The sequence below is a fragment of the Achromobacter sp. PD1 genome (genome assembly GCF_048541815.1).
GTDB classification, from domain to species: domain Bacteria; phylum Pseudomonadota; class Gammaproteobacteria; order Burkholderiales; family Burkholderiaceae_B; genus Achromobacter; species Achromobacter bronchisepticus_A.
In genome coordinates, this window is the sequence record NZ_CP183349.1 from 5,599,307 (window position 1) to 5,622,011 (window position 22,705).

The 22,705-nt window shown below is 67.5% G+C and carries 24 protein-coding genes; 20 read left to right on the forward strand and 4 right to left on the reverse strand.

Annotated features, from left to right (window positions below):
• Window positions 1-8: 8 nt before the first annotated feature.
• The gene (locus ACM1PE_RS26315) at window positions 9-779 is read left to right on the forward strand and encodes a class I SAM-dependent methyltransferase (protein ID WP_419341479.1); all 771 of its coding nucleotides are present in this window, start codon (window positions 9-11) and stop codon (window positions 777-779) included.
• Between the two features lie 93 nt (window positions 780-872).
• Window positions 873-2,348, forward strand: coding sequence for an indoleacetamide hydrolase (gene iaaH / locus ACM1PE_RS26320; RefSeq protein ID WP_419341481.1), 1,476 nt, complete (start codon window positions 873-875; stop codon window positions 2,346-2,348).
• Window positions 2,349-2,430: 82 nt separating this feature from the next.
• On the opposite strand, the gene ACM1PE_RS26325 is transcribed toward iaaH, so the two are convergent.
• Window positions 2,431-2,766, reverse strand: coding sequence for a PsiF family protein (locus ACM1PE_RS26325; RefSeq protein ID WP_059377545.1), 336 nt, complete (start codon window positions 2,764-2,766; stop codon window positions 2,431-2,433).
• 363 nt (window positions 2,767-3,129) lie between these two features.
• On the opposite strand from ACM1PE_RS26325, the gene ACM1PE_RS26330 reads away from it, so the two are divergent.
• Together ACM1PE_RS26330 and ACM1PE_RS26335 are read left to right on the forward strand one after the other, a co-directional pair.
• A complete protein-coding gene (locus ACM1PE_RS26330; protein ID WP_059377542.1) occupies window positions 3,130-3,468 on the forward strand; it encodes an FxLYD domain-containing protein in 339 nt (112 codons plus the stop codon).
• A 197-nt stretch (window positions 3,469-3,665) separates the two neighbouring features.
• Window positions 3,666-4,319 carry a carbonic anhydrase gene (locus ACM1PE_RS26335; RefSeq protein WP_054455866.1) on the forward strand — a complete coding sequence of 218 codons (654 nt, stop codon included), beginning with the start codon at window positions 3,666-3,668 and terminating at the stop codon, window positions 4,317-4,319.
• A gap of 20 nt (window positions 4,320-4,339) precedes the next feature.
• On the opposite strand, the gene ACM1PE_RS26340 is transcribed toward ACM1PE_RS26335, so the two are convergent.
• Window positions 4,340-5,017: a GntR family transcriptional regulator gene (locus ACM1PE_RS26340; protein WP_419341482.1), complete on the reverse strand. Its 678-nt coding sequence runs from the start codon at window positions 5,015-5,017 to the stop codon at window positions 4,340-4,342.
• Between the two features lie 205 nt (window positions 5,018-5,222).
• Here ACM1PE_RS26340 and ACM1PE_RS26345 point away from each other — a divergent pair, with 205 nt between their 5' ends.
• The 11 genes from ACM1PE_RS26345 to ACM1PE_RS26395 all read left to right on the forward strand — a co-directional run bounded on the left by ACM1PE_RS26345 (window position 5,223) and on the right by ACM1PE_RS26395 (window position 15,307).
• A complete protein-coding gene (locus tag ACM1PE_RS26345) occupies window positions 5,223-6,017 on the forward strand; it encodes an SDR family NAD(P)-dependent oxidoreductase (RefSeq protein ID WP_059377540.1) in 795 nt (264 codons plus the stop codon).
• An 83-nt stretch (window positions 6,018-6,100) separates the two neighbouring features.
• Window positions 6,101-7,315 (forward strand): ABC transporter substrate-binding protein, encoded by a 1,215-nt coding sequence (locus ACM1PE_RS26350; RefSeq protein ID WP_419341484.1) that lies wholly within the window; start codon window positions 6,101-6,103, stop codon window positions 7,313-7,315.
• Window positions 7,316-7,382: 67 nt separating this feature from the next.
• The gene (locus ACM1PE_RS26355) at window positions 7,383-8,285 is read left to right on the forward strand and encodes a branched-chain amino acid ABC transporter permease (protein WP_059377535.1); all 903 of its coding nucleotides are present in this window, start codon (window positions 7,383-7,385) and stop codon (window positions 8,283-8,285) included.
• Entirely contained in the window at window positions 8,282-9,280 is a 999-nt protein-coding gene (locus ACM1PE_RS26360) for a branched-chain amino acid ABC transporter permease (protein WP_059377534.1), read from the forward strand. Before ACM1PE_RS26355 ends, ACM1PE_RS26360 begins: the two co-directional genes overlap by 4 nt.
• Entirely contained in the window at window positions 9,277-10,041 is a 765-nt protein-coding gene (locus tag ACM1PE_RS26365) for an ABC transporter ATP-binding protein (protein ID WP_059377532.1), read from the forward strand. Before ACM1PE_RS26360 ends, ACM1PE_RS26365 begins: the two co-directional genes overlap by 4 nt.
• Entirely contained in the window at window positions 10,034-10,753 is a 720-nt protein-coding gene (locus tag ACM1PE_RS26370; RefSeq protein WP_059377529.1) for an ABC transporter ATP-binding protein, read from the forward strand. The genes ACM1PE_RS26365 and ACM1PE_RS26370 overlap by 8 nt, the downstream gene beginning before the upstream one ends.
• Before the next feature lie 19 nt (window positions 10,754-10,772).
• Window positions 10,773-11,525 carry an SDR family NAD(P)-dependent oxidoreductase gene (locus ACM1PE_RS26375; RefSeq protein ID WP_059377527.1) on the forward strand — a complete coding sequence of 251 codons (753 nt, stop codon included), beginning with the start codon at window positions 10,773-10,775 and terminating at the stop codon, window positions 11,523-11,525.
• Between the two features lie 9 nt (window positions 11,526-11,534).
• Window positions 11,535-12,263: an SDR family NAD(P)-dependent oxidoreductase gene (locus ACM1PE_RS26380; protein ID WP_059377524.1), complete on the forward strand. Its 729-nt coding sequence runs from the start codon at window positions 11,535-11,537 to the stop codon at window positions 12,261-12,263.
• 5 nt (window positions 12,264-12,268) lie between these two features.
• A complete protein-coding gene (locus ACM1PE_RS26385) occupies window positions 12,269-13,975 on the forward strand; it encodes an FAD-dependent oxidoreductase (protein WP_419341485.1) in 1,707 nt (568 codons plus the stop codon).
• Between the two features lie 25 nt (window positions 13,976-14,000).
• A complete protein-coding gene (locus tag ACM1PE_RS26390) occupies window positions 14,001-14,600 on the forward strand; it encodes a glutathione S-transferase (RefSeq protein ID WP_059377518.1) in 600 nt (199 codons plus the stop codon).
• A gap of 200 nt (window positions 14,601-14,800) precedes the next feature.
• Window positions 14,801-15,307 carry a hypothetical protein gene (locus tag ACM1PE_RS26395; protein ID WP_251878771.1) on the forward strand — a complete coding sequence of 169 codons (507 nt, stop codon included), beginning with the start codon at window positions 14,801-14,803 and terminating at the stop codon, window positions 15,305-15,307.
• Window positions 15,308-15,367: 60 nt separating this feature from the next.
• Here ACM1PE_RS26395 and ACM1PE_RS26400 read toward each other — a convergent pair whose 3' ends face one another.
• On the reverse strand, window positions 15,368-16,705 hold the full coding sequence (locus ACM1PE_RS26400; RefSeq protein ID WP_419341486.1) for a DUF3100 domain-containing protein: 1,338 nt from the start codon (window positions 16,703-16,705) through the stop codon (window positions 15,368-15,370).
• Window positions 16,706-16,997: 292 nt separating this feature from the next.
• Between ACM1PE_RS26400 and ACM1PE_RS26405 the strand changes: the two genes are divergently transcribed.
• From ACM1PE_RS26405 to ACM1PE_RS26420, 4 genes are all read left to right on the forward strand, one after another.
• Complete coding sequence (locus tag ACM1PE_RS26405) at window positions 16,998-17,933, forward strand: LysR family transcriptional regulator (RefSeq protein WP_419341487.1); 936 nt, start codon at window positions 16,998-17,000, stop codon at window positions 17,931-17,933.
• Between the two features lie 74 nt (window positions 17,934-18,007).
• Window positions 18,008-18,199 carry a DUF2970 domain-containing protein gene (locus ACM1PE_RS26410; protein ID WP_059377509.1) on the forward strand — a complete coding sequence of 64 codons (192 nt, stop codon included), beginning with the start codon at window positions 18,008-18,010 and terminating at the stop codon, window positions 18,197-18,199.
• A gap of 343 nt (window positions 18,200-18,542) precedes the next feature.
• Window positions 18,543-20,285 (forward strand): nitrite/sulfite reductase, encoded by a 1,743-nt coding sequence (locus tag ACM1PE_RS26415; protein ID WP_059377508.1) that lies wholly within the window; start codon window positions 18,543-18,545, stop codon window positions 20,283-20,285.
• Window positions 20,278-20,823 carry a DUF934 domain-containing protein gene (locus ACM1PE_RS26420; protein WP_059377506.1) on the forward strand — a complete coding sequence of 182 codons (546 nt, stop codon included), beginning with the start codon at window positions 20,278-20,280 and terminating at the stop codon, window positions 20,821-20,823. The genes ACM1PE_RS26415 and ACM1PE_RS26420 overlap by 8 nt, the downstream gene beginning before the upstream one ends.
• Here the strand turns inward: ACM1PE_RS26420 and ACM1PE_RS26425 are convergent.
• On the reverse strand, window positions 20,820-21,617 hold the full coding sequence (locus ACM1PE_RS26425) for an IclR family transcriptional regulator (protein ID WP_059377503.1): 798 nt from the start codon (window positions 21,615-21,617) through the stop codon (window positions 20,820-20,822). The two genes, ACM1PE_RS26420 and ACM1PE_RS26425, sit on opposite strands and share 4 nt — an antisense overlap.
• 102 nt (window positions 21,618-21,719) lie before the next feature.
• Here ACM1PE_RS26425 and ACM1PE_RS26430 point away from each other — a divergent pair, with 102 nt between their 5' ends.
• Window positions 21,720-22,703, forward strand: a complete 984-nt coding sequence (locus ACM1PE_RS26430) for a tripartite tricarboxylate transporter substrate binding protein (protein ID WP_059377500.1) — start codon at window positions 21,720-21,722, stop codon at window positions 22,701-22,703.
• Window positions 22,704-22,705: the final 2 nt, after the last annotated feature.

A 22,705-nucleotide genomic window follows, 5' to 3' on the forward strand; every position in this document is an offset into this window, starting at 1 on the left:
GGATTCCCATGACCGCCAGTACCCATGACGCCGCCGTCGACCGCCAATTCAGCCCGCGCGCGACCGCCTATCTGACCAGCGCCGTACACGCCCAGGGCGAAGACCTGCTGCAGATGGCCGACATCGCCGCGCGGCATCCCGAAGCCCGGCTGCTGGACCTGGGCTGTGGCGGCGGCCACGTGAGCTTTCACGTGGCGCCGCAAGTCAAACACGTCACCGCCTACGACCTGTCGCAGCAGATGCTGGACGTGGTCGCCGGCGAGGCCGCCAAGCGCGGGCTGGCCAATCTGGCCACCCGCCAGGGCAAGGCGGAGTACCTGCCCTTCGGCGACGGCGAGTTCGACCTGGTGATGTCGCGCTATTCCACCCACCACTGGCAGGACGCCGGGCGCGGCCTGCGCGAAGCCTTCCGGGTGCTGAAGCCGGGCGGCATCGCCGTGTTCGCCGATGTGGTGTCGCCGGGCGAACCGCTGCTGGATACCTGGCTGCAGACCATCGAAGTGCTGCGAGACACCTCGCACGTGCGCGACTACTCGGTCGCCGAGTGGACCCGCATGCTGACCGAGGCCGGCTTCACCCTGCAGGGCCTGACGCCGCGCCGCCTGCCGCTGGAGTTCCAGTCCTGGGTCGTGCGCATGCGCACGCCGGACACGCTGGTGGCGGCCCTGCGCCATATGTTCGGCATCGCGCCGGACGTAGTGCGCGCGCACTTCGACGTGCAGGACGACGCTTCCTTCACCAGCGACACGGCGACCATCGTGGTGAGGAAGCCGGGCTGATTCCTGGCGCGGCGGCGGGACCTGCTCGACAGCGCCCGCTTCCCCCTGTATAGGTACGGGTTCGACAGAATCCCGCACAGGTAAGGAAGCGTCATGTCCGATACGTCCAAACAGCCATTGCCCGCCGCGTCCCCTGCGGACCTGACCGTCACCGAGGCCGCGGCCCTTATCCGGCAGGGCCGCCTCACCAGCGTTGCGCTGACCCAGGCCTGCCTGGACCGCATCGAGGCGCGCGCCGATCTCAACGCCTTCATCACCGTGGACCGCGCAGGCGCGCTGGCCCAGGCCCGCGCCCGGGATGCCGCCCGCGGCCAGGCGGACCAGGCCGCGCAGCCGCTGGCCGGCGTGCCCATCGCCATCAAGGACAACATCCACGTTGCCGGCCTGCCCAACACGGCCGGCACGCCGGCCTTGAAGCATTTCCGTCCGGCCGAGGACGCGCCGGTGGTGCGGCGCCTGCGCGAGGCGGGCGCCGTCATCGTGGGCAAGACCAATATGCACGAACTGGCCTTTGGCGTGTCGGGCTACAACACCGCCTTTCCCGGCGCGCACGGCGAGGGCACGCGCAACGCCTATGACGCGCGCCTGATCGCCGGCGGCTCGTCCTCGGGCAGCGGCGCGGCGGTGGGTGCACGCCTGACGCCGGCCGCGCTGGGCACGGACACGGGTGCCTCGGTGCGCCTGCCTGCGGCGGTGAACGGCGCGGTGGGCTTTCGCCCGTCGGTGGGCCGCTACGACGGCGCCGGCATCACGCCGATCTCGCACACCCGCGACACGCCTGGACCCATCGCCAACAGCATGGACGACATCGTGCTGCTGGACGCGGTGCTGACGGGCGACCGCCAGCCCTTGTCCGCCCTGCCGCCTGCCGGCATCCGCCTGGGCCTGTGCGACTACTTCTGGAAGGACCTGGACCCGCAGGTGCAGGCCGTCATGGATGCCGCGCTGGCCAAGCTGCGCGCGGCCGGCGTGCAACTGGTCGAACTGGACATGCCGGGCCTGGAAGCCAGCAACGCCGCAGTCGGCATGCCGGTCTGCCTGTACGAGCAGAAGGGCGACCTGACGGACTATCTCAGCCGCTACGGCACCGGCCTCAGCTTCGAACAGGTGGTGGCGCAGATCTCCAGCCCGGACGTCAAAGGGATTTTCGACGGCCTGATCGTGCCTGGCGTGCTGCCCCTGCCCACGGGCGAGGCGCTGCCGCTGCAGCCGCTTTATGAACGCGCCATGGCGACGCACCGCGACGAGCTCATCGGCGTGTACCGCCGCGCATTCCAGGACCATGCGCTGGACGGCCTGCTGTTTCCCACGGTGCCGATCCCGCCGCTGGCCGCCACGCCCGAAGCCAGCAGCTTCGAGAGCTTCGGCCGCCTGGCGCGCAATGTCGATCCGGGCAGCAACGCCGGCCTGCCGGGACTGAGCGTGCCCGCCGGCCTGTCAGCGGACGGACTGCCGGTGGGATTGGAAGTCGACGGGCTGCCAGGCGAAGACCGCAAGGTGCTGGCGGTCGGGCTGGCGCTGGAAAGCGTGCTGGGACGCTTGCAGGGGCCGGGACGTTCCGGCGGCTGAGAGGCGCCTCATGCCAAAAAAATCGCCAGCCCGTTTCAGGGGCTGGCGATTTTTCTTCGCGCCATGCCGTATTGCGTCGGCGCTAGCCTTTCAGGCAGGTGCTCATGAAGGTCTTGCGCTTGTCGCCGGTCAGTTGCTGCGAGGTGGCCTTGGCGTTGCAGTCCTTCATCTTCTGCTGCTGCGGCGTGAGTTCCTTGGCGGGCGCGGCGGTTTCGCCCTTCAGGCAGCTGCTCATGTAGGCCTTGCGGTCATCGCCCTTCTTGCCTTCGGCGGACTTGTTGCAGTCGGCCATGCGCTGCTGCTGCGGCGTAGGCGTCTTGGCGGTGGCGGGAGCTGCGGGCGTCTGGGCAAGGGCTGCGCCGGCGAAACAAGCGGTCAACAGAAAGGCCGAGGCCAACTGGCTGGTACGGGAAAGCATGGATTCCTCCCTTGGCGCCCGCGCGCCTGGACTCAGTCGCAAAGGCGGGCCGCACGATCCGCCGGCCCAATCGCCGGCCCGGTCATGATCGAACAAACCCGAACGCTGCGCAAGAGTGCGGAAAGTCAAGAATCGCCAAGGCCTTACACGCCCCTGAAACCGCCGCAGGCTTCCCTCGTGGACATGCCCCCACGCAGGCGAATTTGCGACCAATCCAAGCACCCTGTTACCCATTCATCCCTTTGCCCCGTTGTGTACATGGCGGGAAAGGTGTGAGATAAGCATGCCCCCAAGGTAGAGGAGGCATTGACCGCCCTGCGGACCCGAACGGCATCCGACTCCGCGGCTGCACAGGAGACCATGATGAAACTTGCCCTTGCCTGGTTCGCGCTGCTTGCCGGCCTGTCCGGCGCCGCCGGCGCGCAGAGCCTGGTCTACGGCGTCACGCTGGGCAACGTCCAGGCCGTGCGCGACGTCAACCAGAACGTGTCGGCCATCACCGGGCTGCTGTCCAACCAGTCGGCGCGGCACATCAACAGCGCCATGCTGACCTTCGTGCTGTACGACGCGCAGGACCGCGAGATCGGCCGCGTGCGCGACGACGTCATCGGCCCGCTGGCGCCCGGCCAGATCAAGCAGATCCGGGCCGTCACGCCGCTGCAATTCACCCGCGTCACCGCGCTGGACGTCGACGCCCGCTAGGCGCCGGCTAGACGCCCGTTACGGCCCACCTGCCAAAAAAAACCCTGATTACTTCAGGGTCTAGACAGCGTGGCGCAAGGTCAAATATGGGAAAATTCGGTTTGTCGACTCAATAAAAGGGGCTTCCACACGAAGCCCCTTGTTGCGTGCGCCGACACGCCAGCACGCCTGGCTCCAGCTACGAGGAAGAAAAGATCATGTTTCCAAAAAGACTTACCGAAGGCTATCAATCTTTCCTGGGGGGCCGTTTCCCTTCGGAAAGCAGCCGATACCAGAAGCTGGCCGAATCGGGACAAAACCCGGAAATCCTGATCATCGGGTGCTGCGACTCCCGCGTGTCGCCCGAAGTCATCTTCGATGCCGGCCCCGGCGAGATGTTCGTCGTGCGCAACGTCGCGAACCTGGTCCCGCCCTGTGACCCTGACTCGGAATCCTCGTACCACGGCACCAGCGCCGCGATCGAATTCGCGGTCAACGGCCTGAACGTCAAGCACATCGTGGTGCTGGGCCATGCCTCCTGCGGCGGCATCCGCTCCTTCTTCGACGACGCCAAGCCGCTGACCAAGGGCGATTTCATCGGCAAGTGGATGTCGCAGATCGAGCCCGTGGCCGAACGCCTGGGCCCCGGCACCGGCGACCGCCAGGCCAACCTGAAGCGTCTGGAACTGGCCGTGGTCGAGCACAGCCTGAACAACCTGATGACCTTCCCGTCCATCCGCCGACGCGTGGAAAAGGGCGAACTGGAACTGCACGGCACCTACTTCGGCGTGGCCACCGGCCTGCTGTACCTGCGCGACCCCGCCACCGGCGAATTCAATCCCTGCCTCGAGGCGCCTGCGGCCGCGGCCTGAGGTTGGAGCGCGGGCGTGCCTTACACCCGGTACGCCTGCGCCAGCCTTTCGTAGTTGTTCTTCAGGATGATGCCCGCGTAGTACACGTGTTCGCGCATCAGATCCTCGGCCCGCGCACCGTCGCGGGCGATGATCGCATTGACGATGCGGTGATGGTCGTCATGCGACCGCAGGATGATGCCGTGGTCTTCCCACAGGATGATCCGGTCCGAGGCGTAGGGAATCGCCTGCGCCTGCGTCGCGAAGCGCCGCACCCAGGGGTTGCCCGCCGCTTCCAGGATGCCGTTGTGCAAGGTGATGTTCACCTGCTGGTACGGCAGATGGTCCTCGGCCAGCAACACGCCCTTGCCCAGTATCCGGTCGCCTTCGTCCAGGCAATTCTTCAGCACCGCCACGGCATCGTTCGATAGCCCGCGCAAGGCCGCCTGGCGGCAGGCCAGCCCTTCCAGCGTCGCCCGCACCTCATAGGCCGCCACGATTTCGCCGATGTCATAAGCGCGCACCGTGTAGCCGCGCTTGGGCAGATGCTCCAGCAGACCTTCATTGCCCAGCGTCGCCAGCGCCGCGCGCACCGGCGTGCGCGACACCCCCAGTTTTTCCGCCAGCGGGATTTCTTCCAAGCGGGCGCCGGGGCTGAACTTGCCGTGCAGCACCCAGTCCCGCAGCGTGTCGGTAACGTGTTGAGATAGCGTGTCCATAGCCACATTGTATACATGAAGAATACATAGGGGCACCAGGCACCGCATAGGGTTTCGGAGAATCTTCGTAAAACACGATGTATATCAAGCAACACCTCGGGTAATCACCTATACCTGACGCCCACCCATGTATACATAATCGCAAAAAATTCAAACCAGCGGCTCGGTCGCGCCCCAGGCGGACAGCACGCCACCAGGAGACAAAATGTCCAATGTATCCACGCCGGCCGGCACGGGCCCGGCTCCCCGTCTTGCGCTCGTCACGGGCGGCGGCGGCGGCATAGGCGCCCGCATCTGCCAGGAACTGGCCAGCGCCGGCTTGCGCGTCGTGGTCTCGGACGTGGACGCCGGGCGCGCCCGGCGCGTGGCCGACGAACTGGGCGCGCCGCACGCGTCGCACGCCTTCGACGTCAGCGACGAGTCCTCGGTCGAGAACGCGTTCGAACAGATCGAAGCGCAGCATGGCCCCATCGCCGTGCTCGTCAGCGCCGCCGGCCTGCTGCTGTTCCAGGAAAACGGCGAACGTCCGCTCATCAAGGACACCTCGCTGGACATCTGGGAACGCAGCTTCGCCGTGAACGCCCGCGGCGTGTTCCTGTGCGGCCGCGCCTACCTGCGCCGGCGCGAGGCCGCGCCACTGGCGCACGGCCGCATCGTCACGTTCACCTCGGTTGCTGCGCAGCTGGGCGGCTACCGCTCCAGCGCCTCATACATCGCGGCCAAGTCCGCGGTGCTGGGCCTGACCAAGGCCATGGCGCGCGAATCCGCTCATCTGGGCGTCACGGTCAACGGCATCGCGCCGGGCCTCATCGACACCGACATGCTGCGCAGCACCGTCACCAGCAGCGGCGCGCTCGCTGCCGCCGCACAAGCCATTCCGCTGGGCCGCATCGGCACCGTGGACGACGTGGCCGCCGCCGTGCGCTTCCTGGCGTCGGAGGAAGCCGGCTACATCACCGGCAGCGTCATCGACGTCAACGGCGGCTACCGCATGCAGTAAGGCATTCCGGCGGCCAGGCCGGCAACGCAGCAAAGCGCCCCACCCAAACAAAGGCGCGCATCAAAAAAGAACGGGAGACAAAGATGAAGAAAAGCAGTCGCTACGCAGCCGCCGCCGCGCTATGCGCATGGGCGCTGAGCACGGGCGCGCAGGCCCAGCAGGAGCCGGGCATCACCGACAAGACCATCAAGATCGGTCTGTTCGCGCCCCTGTCCGGCAGCGGCATGGCCTACGGCTTTGACGTGCTGAACGCCGCCAAGATGTGGTACGCCAAGGTCAACAAGGAAGGCGGCGTGCACGGCCGCCAGATCGAACTGGTGATCGAGGACGACCGCTGCAACGCCAACGACCTGGTCGCCGCGGTGAAGAAGCTGAACGAGCAGGACAAGGTGTTCCTGCTGAACGGCGGTTCCTGCTCGGCCGCGGTGGTGGCCTCGCGCGAATACGTGGAGCGCGAGAAGGTGCCGCTGGTCATGCTCAACGCCTCGGGCGACGGCGCGCTGTATCCGCCGTCCAAGTACATCTATGGCGCCTTCTCCATTTCCCAGCACGCCGTGGGCGGCTCGATGGTGCAGTTCGCGGCCGAGCACCTGAAGGCCAAGAAGATCGGCTACATCAACCATGACGACGCCTACGGCGGCTGGAACCTGGAAGCCGCGCAGGCCCAGGTCAAGCAGCTGGGCGACCCATCGCTGCAAGTCCAGTCGGTGAACCCGAACATCACCGACGTGACCGCGCCCATGCTGAAGATCCGCGCCGCCAACGCCGACGTGCTGCTGCTGACGACCTACGCCCGTCCCGCCGCGCTCATCATCAAGAAGGCGCAGGAACTGGGCTGGAGCAAGCCCATCGTCCTGGCGGTGAACGGCACCGCCGACCTGAAGCAGCTGGTCGAGAACGTGGGCAACAAGGACGCCTTCAAGAACGTCTACATCCAGGAAGTGCTGTCCGACGTGCCGGGCGGCGCCAAGCTGACCTGGGTGTATGACATGTACAAGCAGGCCTACCCCGATCTGGCCGCCAAGCCGGGCCACCCGCAGACCTACATGCCTTACGGCCTGCCGCCCGCGATGGCGGTGGTCAACGCGCTCAAGGCCGCCGGCCCCCAGCCCACCCGCGAGAAGGTGCTGCAGGCGCTGGAAACCATGAAGTTCGACTCCGGCGTCATGGCCGGTCCGATCGAATTCGGCCCGAACGACCGCGCAGCGCAGGAATCCGCCATCTACATCAAGTTCGACGGCACCAACATGTCGCTCGTGCCTGGCGCCTTCAAGAGCGTCTGGCAGTACCAGAAGTAAACCAGCGGCCCGCCATGGGCCTGGCCCGCGCGTTGGCGCAGCAGCGCGCGGGCTGCGGGAGAACATCATGAGCTTTGCCGATATCTGGCTGTTCCTGCAGCAGGGGGTGCTGTCGGGACTGGTGACGGGCAGCGTGTACGCGCTGCTGGCGGTCGCCGTAGTCATCATTTTCAAGACCACCGACGTGCCCAATTTCGCCCAGGGCGAGATCTTCATGGTCGGCGGCTACATCGCCCTGTTCCTCACCCTGGTGATGGGCTGGCCCTATCTCGTCGTCATTCCCATCACGCTCGCCGCCGTGGCCGTCCTGTCCGGCCTGTTCCAGCGCGTCGTGATGGAACGCGTCATCGCCTCCAAGGGCGTGGGCGTGCAGATGGTGATCGCCACGCTGGGCCTGGCCTATGCGCTCAAGGGCCTGGTGCGCCAGACCGGCCTGGGCGACACGCCGCGCTCGTTGCCGCCGCTGGCCTCGACCGACGCCATCATCATCGGCGACGCGGTGCTGACCCAGCTGGACCTGGTGATCTTCGCGGTCGCAGTGGCGGTGATGCTGCTGCTGTTCGGTATGTTCACCTATACCCGGGTCGGTCGCGCCATGCGCGCCGTGGGCATGAATCCCAAGGCCGCCCGCCTGGTCGGCGTGAACCTGACCCGCATCCGCATGCTGGTGTGGGCCCTGGCCGGCTTGATATCGGCGGTCGCGGCGCTGCTCATCACGCCCAAGATCCTGATCACGCCCGACATCGGCCACATCGCCATCCTGGCCTACGCCGCGGCCATCGTGGGCGGCATCACCAGCCTGCCTGGAGCGGTGGTCGGCGGCTTCGTGATCGGCGTGGCCGAGAACCTGGTGGGGCTGTTCATTTCTACCAATGCCATCGTGGTCGCGCCCTTCGTGGCCATCATGGTCGTGCTGCTGCTGCGTCCGCAAGGGCTCCTGGGCGGCAAACTGCAGGTGAAGAAAGTATGAGCAAGAAAATCGACCATGCGCTGCTGGCGCTGATGGCCATCGTGCTGGCGATCCTGCCTTTCGCGGCCAGCGGCTATGTCATCTATGTGGTGAACCTGCTGATGGTGTTCGTGGTGCTGGCGCTGGGCCTGCACCTGGTCATCGGCGAAACCGGACAGTTCGCGCTCTCGCACGCGGCCTTCTACGGCGTGGGCATCTATACCGCCGGCCTCATCAACAACCTGTGGCATCCGCCCTTCTTCATCTCCATCATCGCGGGCGGGCTGCTGGCAGCCGCGCTGGGCTATGTGATCGGCGCGCTGGCGCTGCGCATGCGCGACATCTACCTGGCGCTGTCCACCTTCGCCTTCGGCGAGGCGATGCAGTGGGTGTTCCTGAACTGGCAATCGGTCACCAATGGCTCGAACGGCTTCCGGATCTCGCCGGCCACGCTGTTCGGCTACGAACTGGTGTCGGACGCGAAGGCCTATCCCTTCGTGGTGCTGATCGCCGCGCTGCTGCTGTGGGCCACCGTCGCCCTATCCCGTTCGCAGCTGGGTTCGGCGTTTCGCGCCGTGCGCGAGAGCGACGTGGCGGCCCAGGCCATGGGCGTGAACGTCAACGCCATCAAGCGCACGGCCTTCACGCTTTCCGCGGCCTACGCCGGCATTGCGGGCGGCATGTACACGACCTTCGCTTCCTTCATCCACCCTGAGAGCCTGGGCTTCCAGACCACCATCCTGATCCTGACGATGGTGGTGGTCGGCGGCATCGGTTCGGTGCGCGGCGCCATCGCGGGCGCGCTGGCCTTCGGCCTGATCTCCGAGCTGCTACGCCAGGCGTTGTCGTTCCAGGAAATCATCTACGGCGTCATCCTGATGGGCTTCATGATGTTCGCGCCCAAGGGCCTGTTCGCAGGCCGCGGCGCGCGCGGACGGGCTCCGGCGCCGGCCGCGCCCTTGCCTTCCGCCACGCGCCCGGCCGCGGCCAAACCGACCCAAAGGAGCGCCGCATGAGCAGCCATCCCTATCTGGACGTGCAAGGCCTGACCGTCAAGTTTGGCGGCCTCACCGCCATCAACGGCCTGTCCATGCAAGTGGAGCGCGGCCGCATCCATGCGCTGATCGGCCCCAACGGCGCCGGCAAGTCCACCACCTTCAATTGCATCTCGCGCTACTACCGTCCCAGCAGCGGCAGCATCTTGTTCGACGGCGCCGACATCACCCGCAAGAAGCCGCACGAAATGGCGGCGCTGGGCGTGGCGCGCACCTTCCAGAACCTGGAGCTGTTCGGCGCGCTGAGCGTGCGCGAAAACGCCCTGCTGGGCACCTACGCGCATGGCGCCAATAGCCCAGGCAAGCTGCTGCGCCCCGCGGCCGCGCAGACGCGCGAGCGCGTCGAACACCTGCTGGAGCGCGTCGGGCTGGCCGACTTCCTGGACACGCCGGCGTGCAGCCTGGACTTCGGCCGCCAGAAGATGCTGGAGCTGGCGCGCGCCCTGGCCATATCGCCCAAGCTGCTGTTGCTGGACGAGCCCGCGGCCGGCCTGCGCAACCGCGAAATCGAAACGCTGGACCGCCTGCTGACGGAGCTGTGCGAACGCGACGGCATCACGGTGCTGCTGGTGGAACACGTCATGCAGCTGGTGATGTCGATCTCGCATCGCATCACCGTCATGTCCTTTGGCGAGAAGATCGCCGAAGGCACGCCCGCTCAGGTACGCAGCAACCCGCGGGTCATTGAAGCCTATCTGGGCAAGGGAGCCGCCGGTGGCTGATCATCTGCTTGAAGTCGACGCGGTATCGGCCGCCTACGGCAATATCCGCGCCCTGCAGGACGTATCGCTGAAAGTGCCGCAGGGCGCCATCGTGGCGCTGCTGGGCGCCAACGGCGCGGGCAAGTCCACCACGCTGAACGTGATCTCGCGCCTGGTGGCGCCCACCGCGGGCAGCGTGCGCTTTGCGGGCGAACCCATACACCGCCTGGCAGCGGACGCCATCGTCGGGCGCGGCATCGTGCAGGTGCCGGAGGGCCGCGAGATCTTCCGCGACATGAGCGTGCGCGAGAACCTGGAGATGGGCGCCTACCTGCGCACCGACCGAGGCGCGGTGCGGCAGGACCTGGACATGGTGTGCGACACCTTCCCGCGCCTGCGCGAACGCTACGAACAAAAGGCCGCGACGCTGTCCGGCGGCGAACAGCAGATGCTGGCCACGGGTCGCGCCATGATGGCGCGCCCGCGCATGATCCTGCTGGACGAACCGTCCATGGGCCTGTCACCGCTGGTGGTCGAACAGATCTTCGACATCGTGCTGCGGCTGAACCGCGAGCAAGGCATCACCATCCTGCTGGTGGAACAGAACGTGAAGCTTGCGCTGTCGGTGTCCAGCTACGCGTACATCCTCGAAAACGGCGAGATCGCGCTGGAAGGCGAGTCCGCCGCGCTCGCCAGCGACGAAGGCGTGCAGCGCGCCTATCTGGGCGCCTGAGGCGCCGAAAGGACCGACCATGATATCGATGCAAGACAAGCGGGTGCTCGTCACGGGCGCGGGCCGCGGCCTGGGCGCGGCCATCGCGCAGGGCTTCGCCAGGCAAGGCGCGGCCGTGATCGTCGCCGACGTGGACGCCGCACTGGCCGCCGCCACCGTGCAGGCCATCCGCGCCGCGGGCGGCAAGGCCGCGGACGCGGTGCTGGACGTGACGGATGCCGCCGCCGTGCGCGACTTTGCGCAACGGTCCGCCACCGAACACGGCAATCTGGACATCCTGATCAACAACGCCGGGATATCGGCGCGCGCCCCGTTCGACGATCCCAAGACGCCCGAGATCTGGGAACGCCTGATGAGCGTGAACCTGCAGGGCACGTTCAACGTCACGCACGCCTTCGTCGAACAGTTGAAGGCCACGCGCGGCGCCATCGTCAACCTGTGCTCCATCGTGGCCTACGGCTGCAGCATCTCGACCGCGGGCTACGTGGTGTCCAAGGGCGGCGTGCGCTCGTTCACCGAGGTGCTGGCGCGCGACCTGGCGCCGCACGGCGTGCGCGTGAACGCCGTGGCGCCCGGCCTGATGGAAACCGAGATGACGGCGGGCCAGCGCGCGCAGGCGCAGGGCACGGATTGGTACATGCAGCGCGCCCCCATGGCGCGCGCGGGACGGGCCGACGAGATCGTGGGTCCGGTTCTTTTCCTGGCCTCGGACATGGCCAGCTACGTGAACGGCGTGGTGCTGCCCGTGGACGGCGGCTACCTGGCCGTGTGAGGAAACATCATGAATCAGGGCACGGCATTGGTCACGGGCGGCGCCAGCGGCATGGGTCTTGCCATCGTGGAACGGCTGGCGCGCGACGGCTTTCGCGTCGTGATGGCCGACCGCAACGCGGAACTGGCCGCGAAAGAGGCCGAATCGCTACGGGCGCAAGGGCTGGACGTGGAACACCGCGTGGTGGACCTGACGGACGAAGCCGCCACCCGCGCGTTGGCCCGGTCGCTCGCGCCGCTGGCCGCATTGGTCAACAACGCGGGGCTGTTCGACGAACGCAAGTTCTTTGAAGTGGGCAGCGCCGACTACCGCCGCGCCTTTGACGTCAACCTGCTGGCAGTGGCGACCTTGACGCAGGAGGCCGCGCGCGACATGGCGCCGGGCGCCAAGATCGTCAACATCGCCTCGCGCGCCTACCTGGGCGCAAAGAATCATCCGCACTACGTGGCCTCGAAAGCGGCCTTGGTCGGCTACACGCGGGCCTCGGCCATGGAACTGGCCCCGCGCGGCATCCTGGTCAATGCCATCGCCCCCGGGCTCATCGATACACCGCTCTTGCGCAACCTAACCCCCGAACGCCTTGCGGCCCAACTGGCCCTGCAGCCCACCGGCCGCGCCGGCCAGCCGCAAGACATCGCCTATGCCGTGTCCTTCCTGGCCGCGCCGCACATGGACTTCATCACCGGCCAGGTCATCTTCGTGGACGGCGGCAAATCGCTGGGCGGATCGGGAGCATAGGCAGCATGGAAGGCATTACTTGGGACAAGGAAGTCGACGCGCTGGTGGTCGGCTCGGGCGCGGGCGGCATGGCCGCGGCCCTGACGGCGCGCGAGGAAGGACTGGACGTGCTGCTGGTGGAAAAGACCGGCCGCATCGGCGGCTCAACCGCGATCTCCGGCGGCGCGCTGTGGATACCGCTGAACGCGCAGACGGACGCCGCCGGCCATCCGGACAGCTACGAGAAGGTCTGGACCTATCTGGAACAAACCGTGGGTGCGGCGGCGCCCGACGACATGAAGCGCGCCTACCTCGAAGCCGGACCGCGCATGATGGATTACCTGGTGTCGCGCGGCATCCTGGACCTGGCCGCGCGCACCGCCTCGCCCGATTACTACCCCGACCTGCCCGGCGCCGCGATGGGCGGGCGCTCGCTCGACCCGCTGGAGTTCGACGGCCGCAAGCTCGGCCGCGACTTCCGCGTGCTGCGCGATCCCCTGAAGGAATTCACGGTGCTGGGCGGCATGATGGTCAACATCACCGATGTGCGTCATCTGCTGCGCGCCACGCGTTCATTTGCGGCCTGGCGTCACAGCATGAAGCTGGTGCTGCGCTATGCCGCCGACCGCGCGCGCGGCTATCACCGCGGCACCCGGCTGCTGCTGGGCAATGCGCTAGCCGCGCAGCTGTTCCACGGCATGCTGGCGCGCAGGATCGAGTACTGGCTGGACACACCCGCGCTGGCGTTGCACCGCGACGCGGCGGGCCGCGTGCAGGGCGTCGCGGTCCGGCGTAACGGCAAGACGCTGAACATCCGCGCGCGCCGCGGCGTGGTGATGGCCACGGGCGGCTTTCCCTGGGATCCGGCGCGCCGCGCGCAGAGCTATCCCCAGCCCACCGGTCTGTGGTCCATGTCGCCGCGGGACAACGCGGGCGACGGCATCCGCCTGTCCGAAGCCGCCGGCGCCGCGCTCGGCTCGGGCCACGCCAGCCCCGCGTTCTGGGCCCCGGTCTCGCTGCTGGAATCCGCGGACGGCAAACCCCTGCATTACCCGCACCTGGTGTGGGACCGGGCCAAGCCGGGTCTCATCGCGGTCAATGGCGCGGGCCAGCGCTTCGTGAACGAATCGGCCTCGTACCACGAGTTCGTGCAGGCCATGTATCGCAGCCATGGCACGACGCCCAGCATTCCCGCCTTCCTGATCTGCGACCAGCGCTTCATCGACACCTGGGGCCTGGGCCTGGCGCTGCCGGGGGGCCGGCCGCGCCAACATCTGATCGACGCCGGCTATCTGCTGCAAGCCGGCACGCTGGCGGCGCTGGCGGCCCGGCTGGGCGTACCCGCCGATGCGCTGCAGGCCACGGTGGAACGCTACAACGCCCACGCGGCCCAAGGCCAGGATCCGGATTTCGGCAAGGGATCGACCGCCTACAACCGTTACCTGGGCGATCCGGAACACGCTCCCAATCCCTGCCTCGCGCCGCTGGCCGAGGGTCCCTACTACGCGGTCAAGGTCTATCCCGGCGACATCGGCACCGCTTGCGGCATCGCCGCCAATCCGCATGCCCAGGCCCTGGACGGCGCGGGCGCGCCCATTGCTGGCCTCTACGTGGCCGGCAACGACATGCAGTCGGTGATGGGCGGCGCCTATCCCGGCCCCGGCATCACACTCGGTCCCGCCCTGACCTTCGGCTGGATCGCTGGACAACATCTGGCCCATGCACAACACTGACGCCTCTCCACCGACAAGGATCCTCATGAAAATCTTCTACTCGCCCGCCTCGCCCTTCGTGCGCAAATGCATGGTCATCGCCCATGAGCTCGGCCTGGCCGACCGCATCGAGAAGCTGCCGAGCGCGGCTGGCCCCGTCGCCCGCGACCAGACCATCATCCCCAGCAACCCGCTGGGCCAGGTGCCCACCTTCATCACCGATGACGGCCAGACGCTGTACGACAGCCGCGTGGTCTGCGAATACCTGAACGAGCTGGGCGGCGGTTCGCTGTTCCCGGCCGGCAAGACGCGCTGGCAGGTGCTGACGGAACAATCCATGGCCGACGGCATGCTGGGCGCGGCGCTGCTGGCCCGCTACGAAACCGTGCTGCGTCCGGAAGCGCTGCGCTGGGACGGCTGGGTCGAGGGCCAACTGGGCAAGGTCCGCGACGGCCTCGCGCTGGTGGAAAAGAACGCCGCCGCGCTGGCTGGCCGCCTGGACATCGGCACCATCACCATCGGCTGCGCGCTGGGCTATCTGGACTTCCGCTTCCCCGACCTGGACTGGCGCGCCGGCCACCCCGCCACCGCCGCCTGGTACGAAACCTTCAGCCAGCGTCCGTCCATGCAGGCCACCAAGCCCTGACCCGGTTTGGGCAGGCGCAGGGCCGGGAGAACCCGCCGGGCTCCCTGGCCATCACCTGCCTTGGTACGGCGCGGCCCCGAGCAGCGTCGCTAGGCCCCTGACGCGTGCAGGGGCCTTTTTTTCGCCCGCATCGCCCCCAGCTGTTACAGTGAAGTCGGCAGGCGGGCCGATCCGCCGGCCATCACCAGAAGAGGCCCAGCATGAACGTCGCTGCGATCTCCGCCATCCACCGGGCTGACGCGCCCTATCCCGCGCGCTCCGCCGCGCTGGACGCCGCCCGCGCATTTCCCGAAACCCAACGCGTGGCCCATGTCCACGCGGCCCGGGCTGCGGCCGCCGGCCACGCGGCGCAAGCCGGCCGCGAACGCGCCAGCCTGCCATTGCCGCTGACCTCCTTCGACGCCTCGAACGCGGACGCGCTGCGCGACCTGCACGCGGCATCGCGCATGCGCCGCGCCGTTGAGGACTTCACCGCGCAGCCCGACCCCGTGGCCCAGCGCGCCGGCTCCGCCAACGACCTGGGCACGATCGAAGGCCTGATGCCATTGCAGGCCTATCGCCTCGCCATGGGTAATCCGCAAGTCCAGGAACTGCAGACCGCCGTGGCCATGAAGGCGGCGGGCCTGGGCGTTCCCAAGGTCGCCAACATCGGCGCGACCGAGAACGTCACGGACAACGCGCGCTACCGGCCGGGTTTCGCGCCCTGACCAAAAAAAACCGCCTGACAAAAAGCATCAGGCGGTTCTTGATTCGGGAACGGGCCGCGATCAGTGGAAGAATTCCGCGATCATGGTCGCACCCAGGAAGGTGCCGGCGTTGGCGGCCAGGGACACTACCACGATCTTCCAGCCCAGCTTGCGGAACGCCGGCAGGTCCTTGAGGATCGACAGGCCGGCCATGGCCAGGATCACGGTCGTGAACGGCAGGAAATTCACCTTGCCGACCATCGCGATGATCTGGTCCGAGTACGGCAGCACGCCGGGGCAGCCCGCGGTCATGGCGATCAGCGACAGCACGAACACGGCCGGCAGCTTGGGCACCACGCGCAGCACCAGGTCGGTAAGGACGACCAGCAGGATGATGATGCCCATGCCCGGCAAGGCGTCGGCGAACGGCACGTTGTAGCCCAGGCGGTTGCCCACCAGCGCGAACAGGCCGCAGATGACATAGGCGGTCAGGCGGTCGCCGAAGCCCATCTTGACGCCGTGCGCCGGCGCATCCTGCGTGACCTCGTCATCAGCGGCGGCGGTCTCGGCCTTGCCGCGCGAGAAGCGGCCCAGCACGGGCTCCAGCTTGCCATACAGGAAGATGGTGGTCGGCAGCGAGATGAAGAGCGTGAAGTACACGCCCACCACGGTGGTCAGCAGGTTGGCGGCGGCGGCCAGCGCGGCCACCTGGTGCGCGACTTCGGGCGTCTGCTGGGATGCGATCGCGCCCACGCCTGCGGCCATCATGCTGCCCGAGCCCACGCCGGCGCCCATGGCGAGCGAGCGCGGATCGAAGATGTTCAGGCTGGTGATGAAGCCGGCCATCAGGGCCACGAACAGCGCGCCGATCACGGTGCCGGTGATGTATTCGGCCATCACGCCGCGGCCTTCGGGCGAGTTCATGCCGTAGCGTTCGCCGATGATGGCCAGGCTGGGCTCGCGGCCCACCGAGAAAGTGGCGCCGATGGCCTCGCGCTTGATGCCCAGCAGCAGGGCCAGCGGCAAGCCGACGGCCATGGTGCCGAAGAAGTGGCCGAACTCCTGGAACACCAGGGCCCAGCCGGCTTCGCGCACCTGCGGCAAGGCGCCACCCACCATCAGGCCCAGCTTGGCCAGGAAGGGCAGCAGCGCGTATTGCAGATAGCCGCTGATGCGGGTCTGCATGGCGGTGTCGATGTTCAGGCCGGCCGGCATGCGCTGGCCGAAGGCGGCCACGATGGCGCCGATGAAAATCGCCCACAGCATCGGCTGCAGGATGATCTTGCCCGGCCCCACGTTGAAGGTGGCGCTGCCGATCGCTTCAGAAATGACGACCACCAGCAAAATGGCGGCGAGCATGCGGATGCGCCCGGATAGCGGCATGGAAGGCGCGGCCAGGCTTGCGCTGGCGTGAGACATCGGATTCCCCTGATGAACGTGAATAGTCGTCGTGGCTGCCCGCCGCAATCCCGGCCGGCCGGCGCCCGCAATGGGCGTCGCAGCGCGGCGGCGGCGACGGCGCGCGCAGCAGGGCCGATTTTCGCCGGCGGCCTTACGCGCAACCATGACAGGGCTGGCGTAGAAACGTTGCGTAAAATGCAACGGATAGGCTTTTCCAGGGAAAATTTTGCATGATCTCGCACCATGCAAGGGTAAACCCTAGATTGTATCTGTGGATCTGCCGCCGCACTCCCGCCACGGAGCCCTCGCCATGGACGAAAAACTCGACGCCCGCCGCACCCACTATTTCATGCAGGTCATGAGCCGCGGCTCGGTGCGCGGCGCCGCCGAAGTGCTGGACATGGACCCGTCCGCCGTCAGCCGCGCCATCGCCGCGCTGGAACGCGACTGCGGCATCGCCCTGTTCGAGCGCCGCGGGCGCGGCGTGGTGCCGACCGACGCCGGCCATATCCTGGCGCGCTACATCAAGCGCCAGCAGGACATCCAGGAGAGCTTCTTCTCCGAGATCGACAGCCTGCGCAAGGCCGAACGGGGACACATAGACCTGGTGCTGGGCGAAGGCTTCGTGGAGCTGATGTTCGAGCGCGTGCTGCCCGGCTACTGGCGCAGCCACCCGGAGGTCACGCTGGACATCGACGTGGCGCGCACCTCCGAGATCGTGCAGCGCATCGTGGATGACCGCGCCTATATCGGACTGGTGTTCCAGCCGCCCAACGACGCCCGCCTGCGCACCCATTACTCACGGCCTGAGCCCATCCGCGCCATTGTCCGCGAGGACCACCCGCTGACCCTGCTGCGCCGTCCCCTGCTGCTCACGGATCTGGCCGACTATCCCGGCGCGTCCATGCAGGAGGGTTTCGGCGTGCGCCAGCACATCCAGGCCGCCGAAATCAGCGAACAGGTCAGGCTGCGCAACGTGCTGACCACCTCGTCCTTCAAGGCGCTGTGGCAGTTCGCCGCCGCCGGCATCGGCTACGCGCTTACGCCGCCCATCGCGGTCACGGCCGACCTGCGCGCCCAGCGCCTGGCCAGCCTGCCGCTGGCCAACCCCATCCTCAACCAGGGCAGCCTGCACGTGCTGAGCCGCGCCGGCCGCCATGTGTCCCCCGCCGCGCGCGAACTGCTGGACCACATCGTGCGCGGCATCGGCGCCCCCGCCGGTCCGGCGTCTGATACGGTCAGGTAAGGCGGATCTGCATCTGTCTCCGCGGACGGCGCCGGCCTACATTTGCAGCATCGCCACGACGCCAGGAGGTCTACATGCTCAGTTTCTTGCGCACGGTCAAATCCGTGCTGTGGGGATTCTTCGGCGTGCGCCGCGGGCGGGGCTACGATGCCGACATCGCCAACAACAAGCCGGCGCCATTGATATTGACCGGGCTGCTGATGGCGGCCTGTCTGGTGGTCATTCTGGTCGTGGTAGCGAAGTGGGCGGTGAACGCGGCGTTGTAAATCGGCTGTTGAATCGACTGTCCCACAAGAATTGCCGTCCCGCCGCCGGGCCGTCCCAAGGCGGGACAGCCCCCTCGGGGGGCAGCAAGCGCGCGTCAGCGTGCGCAGCGTGGGGGTATACATCGGCCGTCCCGCCGCCGGGCCGCCCCAAGGCGGGACAGCCCCCTCGGGGGGCAGCAAGCCCGCAAAGCGGGCGCAGCGTGGGGGCCCCCATTATCTTATTACCAGAATGACTTAGACGGTCGCCGCAGCTGCCTGTTACGGTTATGAACCCCTTTCCCCTGCCGCATTGCGCCAGGCGAGCGCAAGGGCTCAGACCGAGAAGACTTCAAGGGCAGTAGACATGTACGTGTATGACCCCGTCGACCAGCAGCTCGTCGAGCAACGCGTGGCGCAATTCTCCGACCAGACGCGCCGCTTCCTCGATGGCCAACTAACGGAAGATGAATTCCGCGTTTTGCGCCTGCAGAACGGCCTGTACATCCAGCGCCACGCGCCCATGCTGCGCGTCGCCATTCCCTACGGCATCCTGGCGTCGCGCCAACTGCGCACGCTGGCGCACATTGCCCGCAAATGGGACCGCGGCTACGGCCATTTCAGCACCCGCCAGAACATCCAGTTCAACTGGCCCAAGCTGGAAGACGTGCCGGCCATCCTGGCCGAACTCGCCACGGTGCAGATGCACGCCATCCAGACCAGCGGCAACTGCATCCGCAACACCACCACCGACCACTTCGCCGGCGTCGCGCCGGACGAGCTGGTGGATCCGCTGGTGTGGTGCGAGATCATCCGCCAGTGGTCCACGCTGCATCCCGAATTCGCCTTCCTGCCGCGCAAGTTCAAGATCGCGGTCAGCGGCGCGGTGCAGGACCGCGCGGCCGTGGGCGTGCACGACATCGGCCTGCAAGCCGTCGAACGCGACGGCAAGCTGGGCTTCCGGGTCTGGGTCGGCGGCGGGTTGGGCCGCACGCCCATCGTCGGCAAGCTGATCAACCCCTTCGTCGAATGGCAGGACCTGCTGACCTATCTGCAGGCCGCGCTGCGGGTCTACAACCTGCACGGCCGCCGCGACAACAAGTACAAGGCGCGCATCAAGATCCTCGTCAAGGACCTGACGCCGGAAGTCTACGCGCAACAGGTGGACGAACAGTGGCAGCTCATCAAGGGCGGCCCCGACACCATCACCCAGGAATTCGTCGACAGCATCAAGGCCCGCTTCGTCTGGCCGCAATACGACGCCACTGCCGCGCAGGACGTGGACAACACCGCCGCGCTGGCCGCCGCCGATCCGCGCTTTGCGCGCTGGCTGCGCACCAACGTGCATCCGCACAAGGTAGCCGGTTATGCCGCGGTCACCGTGTCGCTCAAGCCCACCGGCGTGCCGCCGGGCGATATCACCGCCGACCAGATGGACGCGGTGGCCGACCTGGCCGACGACTACGGCTTCGGCGAGCTGCGCGTCTCACACGAGCAGAACCTGATTCTGGCCGACGTGCGCCGCGCGCGCCTGCATGAACTCTGGACCACGTTGCAGGCGCTGAACCTGGCCACGCCCAACATCGGGCTGCTGACCAACATCATCGCCTGTCCGGGCGGAGATTTCTGCGCGCTGGCCAATGCCGTCTCCATCCCCGTGGCCGAAGCCATCCAGCGCCAGTTCGACAACCTCGACTATCTCTTCGAGATCGGCGAGCTGGACCTGAACATCTCGGGCTGCATCAACTCCTGCGGCCACCATCACGTGGGCCATATCGGCATTCTTGGCGTCGATAAGGCCGGCGAGGAGTGGTATCAGGTCACCATAGGCGGCCGCCAGAACGGCGCCGCCAAGCCGCTGCCCGACATCGAATCCACGCGCGGCGGCGGCGCCGCCATCGGCCGCATCATCGGCCCGTCATTCGCGCGCGAGCAGGTCGCGGGCGTGGTGGACCGCCTGATCCGCACTTACCTGGGCCTGCGCGACAGCGAAGAGGAACGCTTCATCGACGTGGTAGACCGGGTCGGCATCGATCCCTTCAAGCAGGACGTCTACTCCGATCCCGCCTTCGCCAAACCCGCGCAGCAAGCCGAGGCCGCCCATGTCTGAAATCTATCCGCACGACGCCCCCGGCCCGCACCTGATCCGCAACGGCCGCCTGGAAGCGGACGCCTCGCGCGCCTTCACGCCTGAACCCGAGGTTCCCGCCGAGGGCCAGGTGCCTGGCGACGCGCCGGGCTGGATCGTGCCGCTTTCCGTCTGGAAGACCTCGCGCGCCACCTTGCGCCGCCACCAGCATCCCGTCGCGGTCCTGCTCGCCCCCGACGCGGATCTGCGCGACCTGGCCGAAGCCGACGGCACCCTGGACCCCGCCGGCATTGCCTTCATCGCCGTGGATTTTCCGATCTACACCGATGGCCGCGGCTATTCGCTGGCGCAGCTGCTGCGCACGCGCTACCAGTGGCAAGGCGAACTGCGCGCGGTCGGCGACGTGATGATCGACACCATCCATTACCAGGCGCGCGTTGGCTTCGACAGCTTCCTGGTCAAGCCCGGCCACGATCCGCACAAGGCCCTGGAAGCCTTCAGGACGTTCACGGTGCATTACCAGAAGACCTACCGGGTGCCGACGCCGGCAGCCGCCTAGGCAGCCGGAAACCCCGGCAACGCCCAGCGCTGCGTCCTGACCTCGTCCTGCGCCAGCTGGGCGCGGATCAGGTCGGCGATATTGCGCTGGCGCGCCGCCTGCATGCGGCTGATCAGGCTGGACACGCTGACGGCCAGGCGCGGATATCCGCCTGCATCGCACAAGGCCACGCCCACGCCTAGCACGCCGGGCACCGCCGCGTTGCCCACCACCGACCAGCCGCGTCCGCGCGTGTTCTCCACCAGGCGCCGCATCTGCGCCACCGTCATGCCGCCGTAAGCGCGCAACGCCTGCTCGTTCTGCGCAATCACCTCTTCCGACTCGTCAGGCGGCAGCGCGGCCAATAGCGCCAGCCCGGCCGCCCCCACGCCCAGCGGCTGGCGGTGCCCCACCGTAACCGCCAGCACCTGCACGGGATAGTTGCCCACTTCACGGTGCAGGCAGAGCGAATCGTTGCCCGCGCGGCAGATGAGAAAAGCGGAATCGCCGCTGACGTCGCTGATCTGCCGCAGCACCGGCCGCAGGCTGCGCACGGCCTGCGCATGCGGATCGCCCGCCATCATCACGCCCAGCTCGGCCACGCGCCAGCGCGGCGCTTCGGACTCGCGCAGGGCGTAGCCCTCCTGAACCAGCACGTCGAGATAGCGGTAGGCCGTGGTCCGCTGCATGCCCGCCGCGCGCGCGATGTCGACCACGTGCATGCCCGCCGCGCCCGCCTGCCGCAGCACGCCCAGCACGCGCAACCCGCGGCGCAATACGCGCGGCCCGGAGCCTTCGGATTCTGGCTTGTTCATTTTTTGGACAGCTTGCGTTGATGAGGCCCCTATCAAAGCCCAATATGAATCCGGGCAGACGCAGAGCTGTCCAAATATTAGACAAACAGGACGGAGACAACAATGAAGATGCAAAGCAAGCGGTGGGCCGCCGCGGCGGCCGCCCTGGGCGCGCTGCTCGCGGCCCCGGCCCTGGCGGCCAAGCCCTATCCCGAGCGTCCCGTGACGCTGGTGGTCGGCTACGCCGCCGGCGGCGCCACTGACATCGTGGCGCGCCTGATGGCGAAGTCCCTCTCGGAAGAACTGGGCCAGACTTTCGTGGTCGAGAACAAGACCGGCGCCAACAGCAACATCGGCGCGGAAATCGTCGCGCGCGCCGCGCCCGACGGCTACACGCTGTATGTGGGCTCCATCGCCAACACCATCAACCGCACGCTGTACAGCCAGCTCAACTATGACTTCGTGAAGGGCTTCGAGCCGGTGGGCCTGTTGGCGACCATTCCGAACATCCTGGTGGTCAATCCCAAGCTGCCGGTCAAGACCGTGCAGGAATACGTGGCTTACGCCAAGAAGAACCCGGGCAAGCTGACCTGCGCCTCGTCGGGCAGCGGCTCGTCCATCCATCTGTCGTGCGAACTGTTCAAGATGCAGACCGGCACCGACATCCTGCACGTGCCGTACCGCGGCAGCGGCCCGGCCGTAGCCGATCTGCTGGGCGGCCAGGTGGATTCCATGTTCGACAACCTGCCCTCGTCGCTGCCGCACGTGCAGGCCGGCAAGCTGCGCGCCATCGGCGTCACCTCGCCGCAGCGCCTGCCGTCCGCCCCCGACACGCCCACCCTGGCCGAATCCGGCTTGGCCGGCTTCGACGTCGAATCCTGGTTCGGCGTGATGGCGCCTGCCGGCACCCCCAAACCCATCGTCGAGCGCCTGAACCAGGCCATCAACAAGGCGCTGGCCAGCCCGGCGCTGCAGGCGTCCTACCAGCAGTCCGGCTTCTACGCACCGCAGCAGCCCAACACGCCCGACACCTACGCCAGGAAGATCGCCAGCGAGATCGATAAATGGGGCAAGGTCGTCAAGAGCGCCAATCTCAAAGCCAACTAGGA

Excerpts from the sequence above, each read along its gene's own strand:
- ACM1PE_RS26315 (WP_419341479.1), top strand. The coding sequence starts at position 9 with ATGACCGCCAGTACCCATGACGCCGCCGTCGACCGCCAATTCAGCCCG.
- iaaH (WP_419341481.1), top strand. The coding sequence starts at position 873 with ATGTCCGATACGTCCAAACAGCCATTGCCCGCCGCGTCCCCTGCGGAC.
- ACM1PE_RS26325 (WP_059377545.1), bottom strand. The coding sequence starts at position 2,766 with ATGCTTTCCCGTACCAGCCAGTTGGCCTCGGCCTTTCTGTTGACCGCT.
- ACM1PE_RS26330 (WP_059377542.1), top strand. The coding sequence starts at position 3,130 with ATGAAACTTGCCCTTGCCTGGTTCGCGCTGCTTGCCGGCCTGTCCGGC.
- ACM1PE_RS26335 (WP_054455866.1), top strand. The coding sequence starts at position 3,666 with ATGTTTCCAAAAAGACTTACCGAAGGCTATCAATCTTTCCTGGGGGGC.
- ACM1PE_RS26340 (WP_419341482.1), bottom strand. The coding sequence starts at position 5,017 with ATGGACACGCTATCTCAACACGTTACCGACACGCTGCGGGACTGGGTG.
- ACM1PE_RS26345 (WP_059377540.1), top strand. The coding sequence starts at position 5,223 with ATGTCCAATGTATCCACGCCGGCCGGCACGGGCCCGGCTCCCCGTCTT.
- ACM1PE_RS26350 (WP_419341484.1), top strand. The coding sequence starts at position 6,101 with ATGAAGAAAAGCAGTCGCTACGCAGCCGCCGCCGCGCTATGCGCATGG.
- ACM1PE_RS26355 (WP_059377535.1), top strand. The coding sequence starts at position 7,383 with ATGAGCTTTGCCGATATCTGGCTGTTCCTGCAGCAGGGGGTGCTGTCG.
- ACM1PE_RS26360 (WP_059377534.1), top strand. The coding sequence starts at position 8,282 with ATGAGCAAGAAAATCGACCATGCGCTGCTGGCGCTGATGGCCATCGTG.
- ACM1PE_RS26365 (WP_059377532.1), top strand. The coding sequence starts at position 9,277 with ATGAGCAGCCATCCCTATCTGGACGTGCAAGGCCTGACCGTCAAGTTT.
- ACM1PE_RS26375 (WP_059377527.1), top strand. The coding sequence starts at position 10,773 with ATGATATCGATGCAAGACAAGCGGGTGCTCGTCACGGGCGCGGGCCGC.
- ACM1PE_RS26380 (WP_059377524.1), top strand. The coding sequence starts at position 11,535 with ATGAATCAGGGCACGGCATTGGTCACGGGCGGCGCCAGCGGCATGGGT.
- ACM1PE_RS26385 (WP_419341485.1), top strand. The coding sequence starts at position 12,269 with ATGGAAGGCATTACTTGGGACAAGGAAGTCGACGCGCTGGTGGTCGGC.
- ACM1PE_RS26390 (WP_059377518.1), top strand. The coding sequence starts at position 14,001 with ATGAAAATCTTCTACTCGCCCGCCTCGCCCTTCGTGCGCAAATGCATG.
- ACM1PE_RS26395 (WP_251878771.1), top strand. The coding sequence starts at position 14,801 with ATGAACGTCGCTGCGATCTCCGCCATCCACCGGGCTGACGCGCCCTAT.
- ACM1PE_RS26400 (WP_419341486.1), bottom strand. The coding sequence starts at position 16,705 with ATGTCTCACGCCAGCGCAAGCCTGGCCGCGCCTTCCATGCCGCTATCC.
- ACM1PE_RS26405 (WP_419341487.1), top strand. The coding sequence starts at position 16,998 with ATGGACGAAAAACTCGACGCCCGCCGCACCCACTATTTCATGCAGGTC.
- ACM1PE_RS26410 (WP_059377509.1), top strand. The coding sequence starts at position 18,008 with ATGCTCAGTTTCTTGCGCACGGTCAAATCCGTGCTGTGGGGATTCTTC.
- ACM1PE_RS26415 (WP_059377508.1), top strand. The coding sequence starts at position 18,543 with ATGTACGTGTATGACCCCGTCGACCAGCAGCTCGTCGAGCAACGCGTG.
- ACM1PE_RS26420 (WP_059377506.1), top strand. The coding sequence starts at position 20,278 with ATGTCTGAAATCTATCCGCACGACGCCCCCGGCCCGCACCTGATCCGC.
- ACM1PE_RS26425 (WP_059377503.1), bottom strand. The coding sequence starts at position 21,617 with ATGAACAAGCCAGAATCCGAAGGCTCCGGGCCGCGCGTATTGCGCCGC.
- ACM1PE_RS26430 (WP_059377500.1), top strand. The coding sequence starts at position 21,720 with ATGAAGATGCAAAGCAAGCGGTGGGCCGCCGCGGCGGCCGCCCTGGGC.